Origin of the sequence: Streptomyces abyssomicinicus, assembly GCF_008974245.1 — a bacterium.
In the GTDB taxonomy this organism is placed as follows: Bacteria; Actinomycetota; Actinomycetes; order Streptomycetales; family Streptomycetaceae; genus Streptomyces; species Streptomyces abyssomicinicus.
This window is the reverse complement of the sequence record NZ_BBZI01000007.1, coordinates 219,925-233,748: the sequence shown is the minus strand read 5'-3', so window position 1 is coordinate 233,748 and position 13,824 is coordinate 219,925. Positions and strand designations below refer to the sequence as shown.

At 74.8% G+C, this 13,824-nt stretch carries 15 protein-coding genes; 10 read left to right on the top strand and 5 right to left on the bottom strand.

Annotated elements, in window-relative coordinates; genetic code table 11:
- Nucleotides 1-63 precede the first annotated feature (63 nt).
- The 5 genes from GBN72_RS14530 to GBN72_RS14510 all read left to right on the top strand — a co-directional run bounded on the left by GBN72_RS14530 (nt 64) and on the right by GBN72_RS14510 (nt 4,711).
- Nucleotides 64-846 (top strand): SGNH/GDSL hydrolase family protein, encoded by a 783-nt coding sequence (locus GBN72_RS14530; protein WP_151772220.1) that lies wholly within the window; start codon nt 64-66, stop codon nt 844-846.
- 145 nt (nt 847-991) lie between these two features.
- The gene (locus GBN72_RS14525; RefSeq protein WP_151772219.1) at nt 992-1,969 is read left to right on the top strand and encodes an aldo/keto reductase; all 978 of its coding nucleotides are present in this window, start codon (nt 992-994) and stop codon (nt 1,967-1,969) included.
- Nucleotides 1,970-2,057: 88 nt separating this feature from the next.
- Nucleotides 2,058-3,497 (top strand): adenylosuccinate lyase, encoded by a 1,440-nt coding sequence (purB, locus tag GBN72_RS14520; RefSeq protein ID WP_151772218.1) that lies wholly within the window; start codon nt 2,058-2,060, stop codon nt 3,495-3,497.
- A 19-nt stretch (nt 3,498-3,516) separates the two neighbouring features.
- The gene (gene mug, locus GBN72_RS14515; protein ID WP_151772217.1) at nt 3,517-4,167 is read left to right on the top strand and encodes a G/U mismatch-specific DNA glycosylase; all 651 of its coding nucleotides are present in this window, start codon (nt 3,517-3,519) and stop codon (nt 4,165-4,167) included.
- Nucleotides 4,168-4,210: 43 nt separating this feature from the next.
- Nucleotides 4,211-4,711 (top strand): carboxymuconolactone decarboxylase family protein, encoded by a 501-nt coding sequence (locus GBN72_RS14510; RefSeq protein ID WP_151772216.1) that lies wholly within the window; start codon nt 4,211-4,213, stop codon nt 4,709-4,711.
- A 63-nt stretch (nt 4,712-4,774) separates the two neighbouring features.
- Here GBN72_RS14510 and GBN72_RS14505 read toward each other — a convergent pair whose 3' ends face one another.
- Complete coding sequence (locus GBN72_RS14505; protein ID WP_151772215.1) at nt 4,775-5,323, bottom strand: GlcG/HbpS family heme-binding protein; 549 nt, start codon at nt 5,321-5,323, stop codon at nt 4,775-4,777.
- 356 nt (nt 5,324-5,679) lie between these two features.
- Between GBN72_RS14505 and GBN72_RS14500 the strand changes: the two genes are divergently transcribed.
- Nucleotides 5,680-6,978 (top strand): sensor histidine kinase, encoded by a 1,299-nt coding sequence (locus GBN72_RS14500; protein ID WP_151772214.1) that lies wholly within the window; start codon nt 5,680-5,682, stop codon nt 6,976-6,978.
- Nucleotides 6,975-7,640, top strand: a complete 666-nt coding sequence (locus tag GBN72_RS14495) for a response regulator (protein WP_151772213.1) — start codon at nt 6,975-6,977, stop codon at nt 7,638-7,640. Before GBN72_RS14500 ends, GBN72_RS14495 begins: the two co-directional genes overlap by 4 nt.
- A gap of 100 nt (nt 7,641-7,740) precedes the next feature.
- Here the strand turns inward: GBN72_RS14495 and GBN72_RS14490 are convergent, their stop codons facing one another.
- On the bottom strand, nt 7,741-8,187 hold the full coding sequence (locus GBN72_RS14490; protein WP_151772212.1) for an anthrone oxygenase family protein: 447 nt from the start codon (nt 8,185-8,187) through the stop codon (nt 7,741-7,743).
- A gap of 91 nt (nt 8,188-8,278) precedes the next feature.
- Here GBN72_RS14490 and GBN72_RS14485 point away from each other — a divergent pair, with 91 nt between their 5' ends.
- The gene (locus GBN72_RS14485) at nt 8,279-8,857 is read left to right on the top strand and encodes a TetR/AcrR family transcriptional regulator (protein ID WP_151772211.1); all 579 of its coding nucleotides are present in this window, start codon (nt 8,279-8,281) and stop codon (nt 8,855-8,857) included.
- Nucleotides 8,858-8,939: 82 nt separating this feature from the next.
- Here GBN72_RS14485 and GBN72_RS14480 read toward each other — a convergent pair whose 3' ends face one another.
- Nucleotides 8,940-9,389: a hypothetical protein gene (locus GBN72_RS14480; RefSeq protein WP_151772210.1), complete on the bottom strand. Its 450-nt coding sequence runs from the start codon at nt 9,387-9,389 to the stop codon at nt 8,940-8,942.
- 136 nt (nt 9,390-9,525) lie between these two features.
- Between GBN72_RS14480 and GBN72_RS14475 the strand changes: the two genes are divergently transcribed.
- Nucleotides 9,526-10,680, top strand: a complete 1,155-nt coding sequence (locus GBN72_RS14475) for an ROK family protein (protein ID WP_151772209.1) — start codon at nt 9,526-9,528, stop codon at nt 10,678-10,680.
- A gap of 90 nt (nt 10,681-10,770) precedes the next feature.
- Here the strand turns inward: GBN72_RS14475 and GBN72_RS14470 are convergent, their stop codons facing one another.
- Both GBN72_RS14470 and sigJ read right to left on the bottom strand, forming a co-directional pair.
- Nucleotides 10,771-11,532: a GntR family transcriptional regulator gene (locus GBN72_RS14470; protein ID WP_151772208.1), complete on the bottom strand. Its 762-nt coding sequence runs from the start codon at nt 11,530-11,532 to the stop codon at nt 10,771-10,773.
- Nucleotides 11,533-11,729: 197 nt separating this feature from the next.
- Nucleotides 11,730-12,641, bottom strand: a complete 912-nt coding sequence (sigJ, locus tag GBN72_RS14465) for an RNA polymerase sigma factor SigJ (protein ID WP_151772207.1) — start codon at nt 12,639-12,641, stop codon at nt 11,730-11,732.
- A gap of 181 nt (nt 12,642-12,822) precedes the next feature.
- On the opposite strand from sigJ, the gene GBN72_RS14460 reads away from it, so the two are divergent.
- On the top strand, nt 12,823-13,668 hold the full coding sequence (locus GBN72_RS14460) for an alpha/beta fold hydrolase (protein ID WP_151772206.1): 846 nt from the start codon (nt 12,823-12,825) through the stop codon (nt 13,666-13,668).
- Nucleotides 13,669-13,824: the final 156 nt, after the last annotated feature.

Sequence of the window (13,824 nt, the reverse complement as noted above, 5' to 3'; positions counted from 1 at the left end):
CCACCGCTCCACCCGAGGGCGACCGACTGAGCGGTATGTGACGGCGATACGATTCTCCCTGCCATGCAGACGCAGAATGATCCCGCTCCCACGTACTCCAGCCTGGTCGCCCTCGGCGACTCCTTCACCGAGGGCATGTCGGACCTCCTCCCCGACGGCACCTACCGCGGCTGGGCCGACCTCCTCGCGGTCAGGATGGCCGCCCGCAGCCCCGGCTTCCGGTACGCCAACCTGGCGATCCGCGGCAAGCTGATCGGCCAGATCGTCGACGAACAGGTGGGCCTCGCCGCGGAGATGGGCGCCGACGTGATCACCCTGGTCGGCGGGCTCAACGACGCGATGCGGCCCAACTGCGACATGGGACGGGTGTCGGGACTGCTGGAGGAGGCCGTCGAGCGGCTGGCTCCGGCCTGCAAGCAGCTGGTGCTGATGCGCAGCCCCGGGCGGCGGGGGCCGGTGATGGAGCGCTTCCGGCCGCGGATGGAGGCCCTCTTCGAGACCCTCGACTCGCTGGCGGCCCGCCACGGGGCGGTGCTGATCGACCTGTACGGGGCGCCGTCGCTGGCCGACCCCCGGGTGTGGGACGTGGACCGGATCCACCTGACGCACGAAGGGCACCGGCGGGTCGCCGAGGCGGTGTGGCAGGGGCTCGGGTACGCCCCGGAGGACCACCACTGGCACGTGCCGATGACGGCGACCCCGCCGGACCCGTGGCTGCGGCGCCGGGTCGCGGACGCCCGCTTCGCCCGCGTCCACCTCCTGCCCTGGATCGCCCGCCGCCTCACCGGCCGCTCCTCGGGCGACGGCCTGCTCCCCAAGCGGGCGGACCTGCTGCCCTACGAGTGAGCCGGGCCGCCCGCGGGCACCGGACCGTCCCGGGGCCGTGCGGGCGGCGGGGCGGCGGCGTCCGGGCAGGTGTGACGCGGCATCCCGCCGGGTACGTTCGTCCCCGGCGCGGGGCCACGCCGTGCCGGGGCGGGAGGGGAGCGGTATGAGGACCCGTCGGCTCGGGCGCACCGAGGTCGAGGTGACCGAACTCGGTTTCGGGAGCGGGCCGCTCGGCGGGCTCTACGAGCCGCTGGACGACGAGACCGCCGCCGGCGCCCTGGCCGCCGCGTGGGAATGCGGGATCCGCTTCTTCGACACCGCCCCGCACTACGGCGTCGGCCACGCCGAGCGCCGCCTGGGCGGCTTCCTGCGCGACCTCCCCCGCGAGGACTTCACCCTCTCCACCAAGGTCGGACGGCTCCTGGTGCCCCAGGACCCCGCCGGACGCGTGGACGAGAGTTTCGCCGTGCCGGCCACGCACCGCAGGGAGTGGGACTTCTCCCGGGACGGCGTGCTGCGCTGCGTCGAGGAGTCGCTGGCCCGGATGGACACCGACCGCGTGGACGTGCTGCTCCTGCACGACGCGGAGCGGCACTTCGAGGCCGCCCTGCGCACCGGTCTGCCCGCCCTGGCCGAGCTGCGCGCGCAGGGGGTGGTGGGCGCGGTCGGGGCGGGGATGCACGACACCGGGATGCTGACCCGGCTGGTCCGCGAGCACGACGTCGACGTGGTGATGCTCTCCGGCCGCTACACCCTCCTCGACCAGCGGGCGGCGCACGGCCTGCTGCCCGCCTGCGCCGAGCGCGGCGTCTCGCTGCTGGCCGCCTCGGTCTTCAATTCCGGCCTGCTGGCGACGCCGCGCCCCTCCCCCGGCGCCTACTTCGACTACGCCGCCGCCCCGCCGGACGTCCTGCGCCGCGCCCGCCGGATCGCCGACGTCTGCGCGTCGCACGGCGTGTCCCTCCCCGAGGCGGCGATGGCCTTTCCGCTGCGGCACCCCGCGGTGGCCGGCATCGTCGTCGGCATGCGTTCCGCGCGGGAGGTGCGCGCCGATCTGGCCGCGTTCCGCAAGGACGTGCCGGAGCGGCTCTGGTCCGACCTGCTGGCCGAAGGACTGCTCGATCCGCGCGCCGCGCCGTGAGTGCCTCGACGGCGGGCGGCGTCCTGGAGGTTCCGACAAACGGGGCCGCGGCGTCGACCTGCACGAACGAACAGTAGAATCCGGTTACGTGACTTCTCCCGCCAAGCCCCGCATTCCGAACGTCCTCGCCGGACGCTACGCCTCCACCGAGCTGGCCACGCTCTGGTCCCCCGAGGAAAAGGTCAAGCTGGAGCGCCGGCTCTGGCTCGCCGTGCTCCGGGCCCAGAAGGACCTCGGGATCGAGGTGCCGGACGCGGCCCTCACCGACTACGAGCGCGTGCTCGACCAGGTCGACCTCGGCTCCATCGCCGAGCGCGAGAAGGTCACCCGCCACGACGTGAAGGCCCGTATCGAGGAGTTCAACGACCTCGCCGGCCACGAGCAGGTCCACAAGGGCATGACCTCCCGGGACCTCACCGAGAACGTCGAGCAGCTGCAGATCCGCCTCTCCCTGGAGCTGGTCCGCGACCGCGTCGTCGCCGTGCTGGCCCGCCTCGGCCGGCTCTCCGCCGAGTACGGCGAGCTGGTGATGGCCGGCCGTTCGCACAACGTGGCCGCCCAGGCCACCACCCTCGGCAAGCGCTTCGCCACCGCCACGGACGAGCTGCTGGTGGCGTACGCCCGCCTGGAGGAGCTGCTCGGCCGCTACCCGCTGCGCGGCATCAAGGGCCCGGTCGGCACCGCCCAGGACATGCTGGACCTCCTCGGCGGCGACGCCGGCAAGCTGGCCGGCCTCGAGGACCGCATCGCCGCCCACCTCGGCTTCGGCCAGGCCTTCACCTCGGTCGGCCAGGTCTACCCGCGCTCCCTGGACTACGAGGTCGTCACCGCCCTCGTGCAGCTGGCGGCCGCCCCGTCCTCGCTGGCGAAGACCATCCGCCTGATGGCCGGCCACGAGCTGGTGACCGAGGGCTTCAAGCCGGGCCAGGTCGGTTCCTCGGCGATGCCGCACAAGATGAACACCCGCTCCTGCGAGCGTGTGAACGGCCTGATGGTGATCCTGCGCGGCTACGCCTCGATGACCGGCGAGCTGGCGGGCGACCAGTGGAACGAGGGCGACGTCTCCTGCTCCGTGGTCCGCCGGGTGGCGCTGCCGGACGCCTTCTTCGCGCTGGACGGCCTGCTGGAGACGTTCCTGACCGTGCTCGACGAGTTCGGCGCCTTCCCCGCCGTGATCGCCCGCGAGCTGGACCGCTACCTGCCGTTCCTGGCCACCACCAAGGTGCTGATGGCCTCGGTGCGCGCCGGGGTGGGCCGCGAGGAGGCGCACGAGGCCATCAAGGAGAACGCGGTGGCCTGCGCCCTCGCCATGCGCGAGCAGGGCGCCGAGCGCAACGAGCTGCTGGACAGGCTGGCCGCCGACGGGCGCGTCCCGCTGGACCGCGCGGGGCTGGACGCCCTGATGGCGGACAAGCTGTCCTTCACGGGCGCGGCCGCCGACCAGGTCGGTGTGGTGGTCGCCCGGGTGGAGGAGATCGTGAAGCGGCACCCGCAGGCCGCGGCGTACACCCCCGGGGCGATCCTCTGACCCGGCGTCCGGTCCGGCGATGACACCGCGCTTCACCCGCGAGGAGCTGGAGGCCGCTCGCGACCGCATCGTCCCCGATGTGGTCGCGAGCGGCCTGCGCGTGCTGTTCTGCGGGATCAACCCGGGCCTGATGACGGCCGCGACCGGGCACCACTTCGCCCGTCCGGGCAACCGCTTCTGGCCGGTGCTGCACCGGTCCGGCTTCACGCCCCGGCGGCTGGACCCCGCGGAGCAGCGGGAACTGCTGTCCTTCGGGCTCGGCATCACCAACGTGGTCGAGCGGGCGACCGCGCGGGCCGACGAGCTGACCGCCGAGGAGTACCTGGAGGGCGGCCGGATCCTGGAGGCCAAGACGGAGCTGCTGCGGCCCCGCTGGCTGGCCGTCCTGGGCGTCACGGCGTACCGGGCGGCGTTCGGCGACCGGAAGGCGGCGGTGGGTCCGCAGGAGCGGGTCATGGGCGGGGGCACCGGGGTGTGGGTGCTGCCCAACCCGAGCGGGCTGAACGCCCACTGGACCCTGGCGACCATGGCCGAGGAGTACGCCCGGCTGCGCGCGGCCGCGGAGGACCGACCTGCGCGGACGGCCACCCCGCGCCGGGGACCGGGCTGCGCCGGGGCCGGTGTGCGCGGGCGGACCCCCTCCTCCCCCGGTCCGGGGAGATCGGCATGATGGCGTGGTCCTCGATGGACAGCCGGACGACGAAGGGGCGCACGTGACAACGACGACGGAGACGGAAGCCGGTCGGCGGGTCTTCCTCGACAAGCAGCACCCGGTGGCCTACCGCGCGCTGGTGGCGACCTCCGAGGCGGTGAAGGCCGCGGCGGCGGAGGCGGGGCTGACGAGAAGGCTCGTCGAACTGGTCAACGTCCGGGTCTCCCAGCTCAACGCGTGCGCGTACTGCCTCGGCCTGCACACCGCCGTGGCCCTGCGCGCGGGCGAGACGACGCAGCGTCTGGGCGTCCTGCCGGCCTGGCGCGACACCGAACTGTTCGATCCCCGGGAGCGGGCCGCTCTCGCCCTGGCCGAGGCGGCCACCCGTCCGCAGGACGCCGGGGCCCAGGACTCCGCCTACCGCGCGGCACGGGCGGTGTTGTCGGAGGACGAGATCTCCGCCGTCGTGTGGGTGGCGATCACCATCAACGCCTTCAACCGCGTGTCGGTGATGAGCAAGCACCCCGTGCGCCCCGCGGCGGGGGGTCCCGGCGCGGGGTGAGGTGAGGGTGGAGTGACCGCGGACGGCGGCGCACCGGCGTGGGCCGGGCGCCGCCGCGCCGGTTCACCTGCCGAGTGCGGCCACGCCCGCCCGGGCGAACTTCTCGTCCAGGTCGCCGGACGGCGCCCCGGCGACGCCGATGCCCGCGATCGGCGCGCCCTTGACGGTGACCGGTGAGCCGCCCGCCAGGAAGAGGGTGTTCGGGATGTCCTTCAGGTTCGGGGCCTGGGCCAGTCGCCCGGCGAGCTCCGAGGTGGGGGCGTTCCAGGAGACGGCCGTGTACGCCTTGCGCACCGCCGACTCGTAGGACTGGGGGCCCGCGCCGTCCCCGCGCAGGGTCACGACGGTGTTGCCGTCGCGGTCCACCACGGCGACCGTCACCTTGTGGTCGGCGTCCCGTGCCGCATCCAGCGCGGCCTGCGCGGCCCGGACGGCGGCGTCGGCCGTGAGCCGGGTGGACTGGACGGTGTTCCGGGTCTTCGTCGCCTCGGCCGCGGCGGCGGGCGCCGGTCCCGCGGCGTTCGCGGTCACGGCGCCGAAGGTTCCGGCGCCCAGCGCCGCGGCGGCGACCGTGCCGAGCAGGACACGGGTGCGCAGGGTCGTCTTCGTCATGTGGAGCTCCTCGACGGTCCTTCCGGGGGCCTTCGCTCCCCGGTCTCTCGTCGTCCATCCTGGGCGCGCCCATGGCCCCGGGGCGTCGGCGTCCTGGCTGGTCACGCAGGGCCCGACGGCGGACGGGGGAGTCATCCGAACGGCTGATGCGCGGTCCGCGCGGACGGGTTTACCTGGAAGGGGCGGCGTCCCGCCGCGCCGGCGCACGGAGCGGGGCGGGCCGTGACGGCCGAAGGCCGCGAGGCCGCGCGAGGCCTCGAGGCCGCGAGCGGGCGCGTGGCCCGCGGCGAACAGGCGGCCGGGGACGGGCGCGCGACCGGAAGCGACACGAGGAAGCGGCACGAGGAAGCGGCACCATGCGGCACACACGGCACCGGCCTCCGGGCCCTGCGGAACCGGCCGGGGCGACGGCCACGGCTGCGTCAGCGGCTGCGACGACGGCCACGGCTGCGGCTGAGGCTGCGGCTGCGGCGGATCCCGACGCGCGCTGGCTGGGACCGGTGGTGCACCTGGCCTTCTACGCGCTCCTGGGCGGTTCGCTCGCCCGGGACCTGATGCGCCACCCCCTGGACTCCGGTGAGACCGGGGTGATCGTGTCGGCGGCGCTGCTGGCCGTGCTGTACGCCCTCGGCCCGGTGGCCGGCCCCGCCCGGGGGCGGGACCGGCCCGCCTCCCGCCCGCTCGCCTGGCTGGTGGCCGTGGTGGCGGCCTGGTCGGTCCTGACCCTGCTGGCGCCCAGCTTCGCCTGGTGCGCGGCCCCGCTGCTCATCCTGGCGCTGCGCTCCCTCCCGGCCGTGGCGGCCCTTCCGCTGGCGTGCCTGCTCACGGTGCTGGTCGTGGTGTCGCTGCAGCGGCTGAGCGACGGTGTCGACCCCGCGGTCCTGGTCACCCCGCCGGCCGTCGCCGCCCTGATGACCGGCGTCTTCCTGCACATGGAACGGCAGGCCGACCGGCGGCGCGCCCTCATCGAGGACCTGATGCGCACCCGGCGCGACCTCGCGGCCACCGAACGCCGCGAGGGCGCGCTGGCCGAACGCCAGCGGCTGTCGATGGAGATCCACGACACCCTCGCGCAGGGGCTGTCCAGCCAGCGGATGCTGCTCCAAGCCGCCGAACGGGTCTGGGCGAGCGATCCGTCGGCGGCCCGTGAGCACGTCCGGGAGGCCGCGCGGGTCGCCGGCCGTGACCTGGCCGAGGCCCGCCGTTTCGTGCACGACCTGGCTCCGGCCGATCTGGCGGACGGCGGCTCGCTGTCCGCCGCCCTGCGCAGCCTCGCCGAGCGTGAGACGAAGGACGGTCTCACCGTGCGCCACCATGTGGAGGGCGTGCCCCTCCCCCTGCCGGACCGCGGCGCGGCGACCCTGCTGCGGGTCGCGCAGGGTGCGCTGGCCAACGTGCGGCAGCACGCCGGGGCGACGACGGCGGCCCTCACCCTCAGCCACCTCGACGACCAGGTCGTCCTGGACGTCGCGGACGACGGCCGTGGTTTCGACCCGGGCGCCCTCCCGCCCCCCGGCCGGGAGGGCGGACACGGTCTGCCCGCCATGCGCGCCCGTGTCGCGCAGCTGGGCGGCACGCTCACCGTCGAGTCGGCGCCCGGCGAGGGCGCCGTGCTGACCGCCACGATCCCCCTCACCGCCCCGGAGCCCCGATGACCGCCCCCGCCGCGCCCTCCGACTCCTCCTCACCCGGACCGCCCGTGCGCGTGCTGGTCTGCGACGACCACGCCGTCGTGCGGGCCGGTCTGCGGGCGCTGCTCTCCAGCGCGGCCGGCATCGAGGTGGCCGGCGAGGCCGCGGGCGGCGACGAGGCCGTCGCCCTGGCCGGGCGGCTGGCGCCGCACGTCGTGCTGATGGACCTGCAGCTCGGGCCCGGCACCGACGGCGTCGAGGCCACCCGCCGCATCACCGCCCGGCCGGACGCCCCACGCGTCCTGGTGCTCACCACCTACGACACGGACGCCGACGTCGCCCGCGCGCTGGAGGCCGGGGCCACCGGCTATCTCCTGAAGGCCGAGCGGCCGGAGGAGCTGTTCGCCGCCATCCACGCCGCGGCGCAGGGCCGCACCACCCTGTCCGCGCCGGTCGCCGGCCGTGTGGTGGCGGCGATGCGCGCCCCCCGTCCGGCTCTCACCGCGCGGGAGCTCGACATCCTGGCCCAGCTCGCCCAGGGTCTGGCCAACCGCGAGATCGCCCGCGCCCTGTTCATCAGTGAGGCGACCGTGAAGACCCATCTGAGCCGCATCTACGACAAGCTCGGCGTCGACAACCGGGCCGGCGCCGTCGCCGCGGCGAAGGAGCGGCGACTGCTGCCCTGAGCACGGGGGCCACGGCCGTGAGCGTGGGCCATGACCTTGGGCCATGAGCTGGAACCGAGGGCGTGGGCCGACGCCGCCGGCGCGGCGCCGGCCCGCGGGCTCAGGCGAGGGCGGCGACCAGCAGGGTGAAGGCGCCGATGATGACGGCGACCCGGGCGTGGTGCCGACGGTCCCAGCGGTTCTGCTGCTCCCTCCAGTCCTCGGGCCGGTTCTCGGGCGTCCAGGTCTTGCCCCGGTTGTTGATCGGGACGAGCAGCAGGACCGACATGATCACGCTGAGGATCAGCAGCGCGGCGGCGACGACGACGAGGCCGGCGCCGGGGCGGTGCCGTCCGGCGACGGCCCAGACCGCGGTGAGGACGAGCGAGGTGAAGTACCAGACCGGCATCAGGGCGCCGAGCATCCGGCCCCCGTGGGCGCGGCCGAGCAGGCCGGCGTCCTCGGGAAGCGCGCCGAGGATCCGGTTGACGACGAAGGCGACGGAGAACTCCACCCCCACCATCAGGCCGACGGTCACGGTGGTGAACACCTCGAGTGCGTTGAGCATGACGACCCCTCCATGAATCTAGCGGTGCTAGATGATGGGGCAACGCTAGACCTACTGCCGCTCGATTGTCTAGCGCTGCTAGGATCGGGTCATGTCGGTACAGGAACGCAAGGAACGCGAACGGGCCGGCCGCGAGCGCCTCATCGTGGCCACGGCCCGCGAACTCGCCGAGCGGCAGGGCTGGGACGCGGTCACCACGCGCCGGCTCGCCGAGCGCATCGAATACAGCCAGCCCGTCCTCTACAGCCACTTCCGCGGCAAGCGGGAGATCATCGGCGCCGTCGCCCTCGAGGGGGCCGCCGAGATGGCGGTGGCGCTGCGGGCCGCGACCTCGGCCGCGGACGGCCCCCGCGACCGGGTCACCGCCCTCGCCCGCGCCTACCTCGGCTTCGCCGAACACAACCCGGCGGTCTACGACGCCATGTTCCGGCTCGACGGCGGCCTGGCGTTCGCGCACGAGGACACCCCCGAGCCGCTGAAGGACGCCTTCGCGGCCCTGCTGGAGTGCCTCGGCGAGGTCGCCGGGGACGGTGTCCACCCGGCGCTGTTCACCGAGACGTTCTGGGCCGCGCTGCACGGACTGGCCACCCTGACCCGGGCGCGCAGACTCCCGCCGGAGGACACCGCGCGCAGGGTGGAGCTGCTGGTGGACCGGCTCGCCGTGGTCTGACGCACCGCCCGACGGTCAGGCGGCCGGGACCACCCGGCCCGGAGGCGGGGCGGCACCTCCCGGTCACCACCGGGCGTCCGCCCTAGGGCGGGTCCTCGGAGGTGACCACCGCGAGGAGCGCGAACGGCAGTTCGCGGCCCTGGTGGGAGACCCCGAGGGCGAGCCAGCGGTCGTCCGCCCGCCAGAGGTGGACGTCCGGCAGGTCCTGGCAGAGCCACCCCCAGGGGTCGGGTATCTCCTCCCCCTCCACGGAACGGACGAACGCGCCGAGCAGACCCACCCGCTGCGGCTCGCCCCACCGCTCCGTCAGCCGCTCGGCCAGCGCCTCCCGGTCGCACTCGAACTGCTCGGCCGCCTCACCCTCCAGCGACCGGTCCTCCCAGAGGCCCTCGCTCCGCCGGAGCTCGGCCCCCTGCCATCCGGGCCCGCACCAGCCCGTGCCGGCGCGCCGGTCCCGGCCCTCCGGCTCCTCCGCCGACAGGTCCAGACCGCACATCCGTTCGATCACGGCGAGATGACGTGCGATGCTCATGCGCTCCAGTAAACCCGCCGCCACCGACAACTGGCGCTCCGTCAGAACAGGGGGTAACCGGATCCCCACTCTCGCCGGGATCCGGAACGCCGAGTAACATCCGCCCAACACCCCCGCGAGCTGGGAGGACGGACCCGTGGGACGCCTGACCGGCGGTGACCCTTCGTTGCTGCGACGGATCAACTCCGCCGTGGTACTGCAAGCGCTGCGCGCGGTCGACTGCGCGACGCTGACCGAGATCACACACGTGACCGGCCTGTCCCGTCCCACGGTGGAGGGCGTGGTGGAGGGGCTGATCCAGGCGGGCCTGGTGACGGAGGCCGCCCCCGACGAGAGTGCGGCCCGCCGCCAGGGCCGCCCGGCCCGCCGCTTCCGGTTCCGCGCCGAGGCGGGCCACCTGCTGGGGCTGGAGATCGGCGCCCACCGGGTGACCGCGCTCCTCGCCGACCTCGACGGGCGCGTCGTGGACAGCGTCAGCAGGGAGGTCGAGGAGACCGCCCCGGCGGACGACCGGATCGAGCGGCTGCGCTCGGTCGTCGGCGAACTGCTGCGCCGTGCTGGGGTGTCGCGCGGCTCACTGCGGGCGGTGGGCGTCGGGACGCCCGGCATCGTCGAGGCGGACGGCACGGTGCGTCTGGGCACGGCGCTGCCCGAATGGACGGGGCTGCGGCTCGGCGAGCGGCTCAGCCGCTCCTTCAAGTGCCCCGTGCTGGTCGAGAACGACGCCAACGCCGCCGCCGTCGCCGAGCACTGGAAGGGCGCCGCCGTCGACTCGGACGACGTGGTCTTCGTGCTGGCGGGCCTCAGCCCCGGTGCCGGCTCATTGATCGGCGGCCGGCTGCACCGCGGTTTCGGCGGGGCGGCGGGAGAGATCGGGGCACTGCACCTGCTGGGCCGGGAGAAGACGCCGGAGAGCCTGCTGTCCACCGAGGACGAGCCGTTGCGCCCGCTGGACGAGCAGGCGGTGGCCCAGGTGTTCCAGCAGGCCCGGGACGGCGACACCCGGTCCCGGGCCGCGGTGGAGCGGTTCATCCAGCGGCTGGTGCACGACGTGGCGGCGCTGGTGCTGGCGATGGACCCGGAGCTGGTCGTGGTCGGCGGCTGGGCGGCCGGGCTGGACGACGTGCTGGAACCGCTCCGTCAGGAGCTGTCCCGCTACTGCCTGCGCCCGCCGCGGGTGACGCTCTCCGTGCTCGGCGAGGCGGCCGTCGCCACGGGGGCGCTGCGGCTGGCCCTGGACCACGTCGAGGAGCAGCTCTTCGCGGTGGACGGCACGGCGACCGCACGCTGACGCCTCCGGCCGGCGGGGCGCCACGGCGAGCGGCGCCCCGCCGGCGCGGGCGCCGGTGCGGGCGCCGGTGCGGGCGGCGGCGCGGACGGGTCAGGAGACCCGCCGCTCCGTCTCGTGGACGATGTGCACGTCCCCGGAGGCGCCGAAGGTGAGCCGGCAGGTGTCCGCCCGGTAGGTGGCCACCGACAGCGCGGCGGTCCGGCCCTCGGCGAAGAACCGGGTGGTGACCATCAGCACCGGGGCTCCGGGAAGCCGGTCGAGGTCCTTGGCGTCCTCCGCGCGGGCCGTGCCGAGCTCGACGGCGCGGTCCTGGCCGTCCAGCGTCAGCCGCTGGAGTTCGCGCAGCACCGAGCGGGCCCGCGCCGGGCCGGCGGGCGCGTCGATGGCCGTGAGCGCGGGCACCGAGGCGGCCGGGACGTAGAGGAGTTCGGCGGCCACGATCTGCCCGTGCGCCGTCAGCGAGCGCCGCAGGACGTGCACGTTCTCGCCGTCCGCGGCACCCAGCGTGGCGGCGACGGAGGCGGGGGCGGCGGCCTGCCCGCAGTCGGCCGGCTGCCAGGCGTCCCCCGGAGCTCCCGGCCACAGCGGCCGCTCGGTCTCGACGGCCACCCCCACCCGGGGCGGCGCCACGGTCGTGCCGACCCCCCGGCGGCGCTGGAGCCGTCCTTCCAGTTCGAGCTGTTCCAGAGCCTGCCGGAGCGTCGCCCTGGCGACGCCGAAGCGGGCGGCGAGCTCCCGCTCGTTGGGCAGCACCTCGCCCACCGAGAACTCGGAGTCCAGTGCCTGGCTCAGCACCGTCCTCAGGTGCCAGTACTTCGGCTCCGACACCGATTCCAGCTGCGTGGTCCCCACCCTGTCCTCCACGGTGCGCGTGGCCGGCGACGCTTTTGACGCCCTTGTTTATTAAAGGTTGTTGAACTTTCCTGCGACGATAGGACGCCCCCACATCCTGGTCAAGACCAATCCTGGGACTTGGGGAGAAAACGGGCAGGGTACGCCGCACACCGTTCACACGATGTTCGTGAAGGAAGGCGGCCGGACTCCGGCGATCAGTCCCGCGGCGCGGCCAGCGCCCGCAGCTTGTCGGGGTTGCGCACCAGGAAGACCGTGCGGACCAGGCCGTCGGCGACCTCGGCCTGGACCAGGGTCTGCGGCACGCCGTCCTCCAGGACGAGGTAGGCGGGGCCGCCGTTGACCTCGACCGGCCGGTACGTCCATCCGGTGGTGGCCCGGTTCCTGATGCCGTGCAGGAAGCGGGCCACCTTGGCGGCCGAGAACAGCTCGCGCAGGGGGGCCTTGGCCCTGCCGCCCGTGTCGGCCACCAGACGGACGTCGGGTGCGAGGACTTCGAGCAGGCGCTCCAGATCTCCTCCGGCCGCGGCGGCGAGGAACCGTTCGGTGAGGTCCCGGCGCTCCCTGGGTCCGGCCTGGTAGCGGGGGCGGCCCTCCTCCACGTGGCGGCGGGCCCGGACGGCCATCCGGCGCACGGCCGGCTCCTCGCGGCCGAGCATGGCGGCGATCTCCGCGTGGGGATGGCCGAACGCCTCACGCAGCACGAAGACCGCGCGCTCCAGGGGCGAGAGCGTCTCCAGGAGGACCAGCACGGCGAAGGAGACCGAGTCGGCGAGCTCGGCCCTCCTGGCGGTGTCCGCCGGCTCGGGCGCGAACGCGCCGAAGTCGGTGACGTAGGGCTCCGGGAGCCATGGGCCGACGTAGGACTCGTTGCGCGCCTTGATCTGGCGCAGCCGGTCGACGGCGAGCCGGGTGACCACCCGGACCAGATAGGCACGCGGCTCGCGCACCACGGAGCGGTCGGCGCCCTCCCAGCGCAGCCAGGCGTCCTGCACCACGTCCTCCGCGTCGGAGACCCGGCCCAGCATCCGGTAGGCGACACCGGTGAGCAGGCCCCGGTGCTCCTCGAACTCGCGGGCTGCGGCCTCGGCGGCGGAGTCGGTGGTCACCGCGCCATTGTTCCATCCCAATCGGCTTGCGCTGCAAGGTGGTTGGCGATGCCGGCCACCTGCTGCGGAACCCCCTACCCGTGGGAAACCATTACTGACAAACTGTCAACCGCGTCCGGTCCGCCTCCGGCCGCCCGCCGCACCACGGCACCCCCGACACCCTCCGACGAGGAGCAGCCCGATGACCGACACCGTCTCCTTCGAGGTCCCCTCCCCCGACGGGCCGAGGACCGTGACCGTCTCCTACGAACGGCAGGGCGCCGGTGAACCGCTCCTGCTGCTGCACGGCATCGGTCACCATCTCCAGGCCTGGGACCCGGTGAGCCGGATCCTGGCGGCGGACCGGGAGGTGATCGCCGTGGACCTTCCCGGTTTCGGGGCCTCTCCCGCGCTCCCGGAAGGGCTGGAGTACGACCTTCCGACGGTCACGGCGGTGCTGGGCGGCCTCTGTGAGGCGCTGGGCGTCGAGCGGCCGCACGTGGCGGGCAATTCACTGGGCGGGCTGCTGGCCCTGGAGCTGGGCCGGCGCGGGCTGGCCCGCACGGTGACCGCGCTCTCGCCGGGCGGGTTCTGGTCGCCGGGCGAGTGGCGTTACGCCGCCTCGGTGCTGCGGGTGATGCGCGTGGGGGCACTGCGGCTCCCGGTCCCGGTGGTCCGGCGGCTGGCCCGGTCGGCGGCGGGACGGGCGGCGCTGACCGGCACCATCTACGCGCGGCCCGGCCGTCGCACGCCCGAGGCGGTGGTCGCCGAGACGCTGGCGCTCCGGCACGCCCCGGGGTTCGTGCGGACCCTGCGGGCGGGCGCCGGGCTGACCTTCACCGAGGACCTGCCGGACGTCCCGGTGACGGTGGCCTGGGGCGACCGGGACCGGCTGCTCCTGCCCCGTCAGGGCGTCCGCGCCAAGCGCGTCATCCCCCGGGCCCGTCTGGTGCGGCTGCGGGGCTGCGGACATGTGCCCATGAACGACGACCCGGCGCTGGTGGTGCGGGTGCTGCGGGACGGCAGCGGCGGGGCCGCGGGCGGCTGACCCCTCCGGGGACGGGTGCCTCCTCCGGGCAGGGTGCCTCCTCCGGGCCCGGTGCCTCCTCCGGGCCCGGTGCCTCCTCCGGGCCCGGTGCCTCCTCCGGGCCGGGTGCCCCTCCGGCCGGGTGACCGGGGAGCGCGTTGTTCACCTCCGGTTTCC

Excerpts from the sequence above, each read along its gene's own strand:
- GBN72_RS14525 (WP_151772219.1), top strand. The coding sequence starts at position 992 with ATGAGGACCCGTCGGCTCGGGCGCACCGAGGTCGAGGTGACCGAACTC.
- GBN72_RS14530 (WP_151772220.1), top strand. The coding sequence starts at position 64 with ATGCAGACGCAGAATGATCCCGCTCCCACGTACTCCAGCCTGGTCGCC.
- GBN72_RS14495 (WP_151772213.1), top strand. The coding sequence starts at position 6,975 with ATGACCGCCCCCGCCGCGCCCTCCGACTCCTCCTCACCCGGACCGCCC.
- mug (WP_151772217.1), top strand. The coding sequence starts at position 3,517 with ATGACACCGCGCTTCACCCGCGAGGAGCTGGAGGCCGCTCGCGACCGC.
- GBN72_RS14490 (WP_151772212.1), bottom strand. The coding sequence starts at position 8,187 with ATGCTCAACGCACTCGAGGTGTTCACCACCGTGACCGTCGGCCTGATG.
- GBN72_RS14480 (WP_151772210.1), bottom strand. The coding sequence starts at position 9,389 with ATGAGCATCGCACGTCATCTCGCCGTGATCGAACGGATGTGCGGTCTG.
- GBN72_RS14500 (WP_151772214.1), top strand. The coding sequence starts at position 5,680 with ATGCGGCACACACGGCACCGGCCTCCGGGCCCTGCGGAACCGGCCGGG.
- GBN72_RS14485 (WP_151772211.1), top strand. The coding sequence starts at position 8,279 with ATGTCGGTACAGGAACGCAAGGAACGCGAACGGGCCGGCCGCGAGCGC.
- GBN72_RS14460 (WP_151772206.1), top strand. The coding sequence starts at position 12,823 with ATGACCGACACCGTCTCCTTCGAGGTCCCCTCCCCCGACGGGCCGAGG.
- GBN72_RS14505 (WP_151772215.1), bottom strand. The coding sequence starts at position 5,323 with ATGACGAAGACGACCCTGCGCACCCGTGTCCTGCTCGGCACGGTCGCC.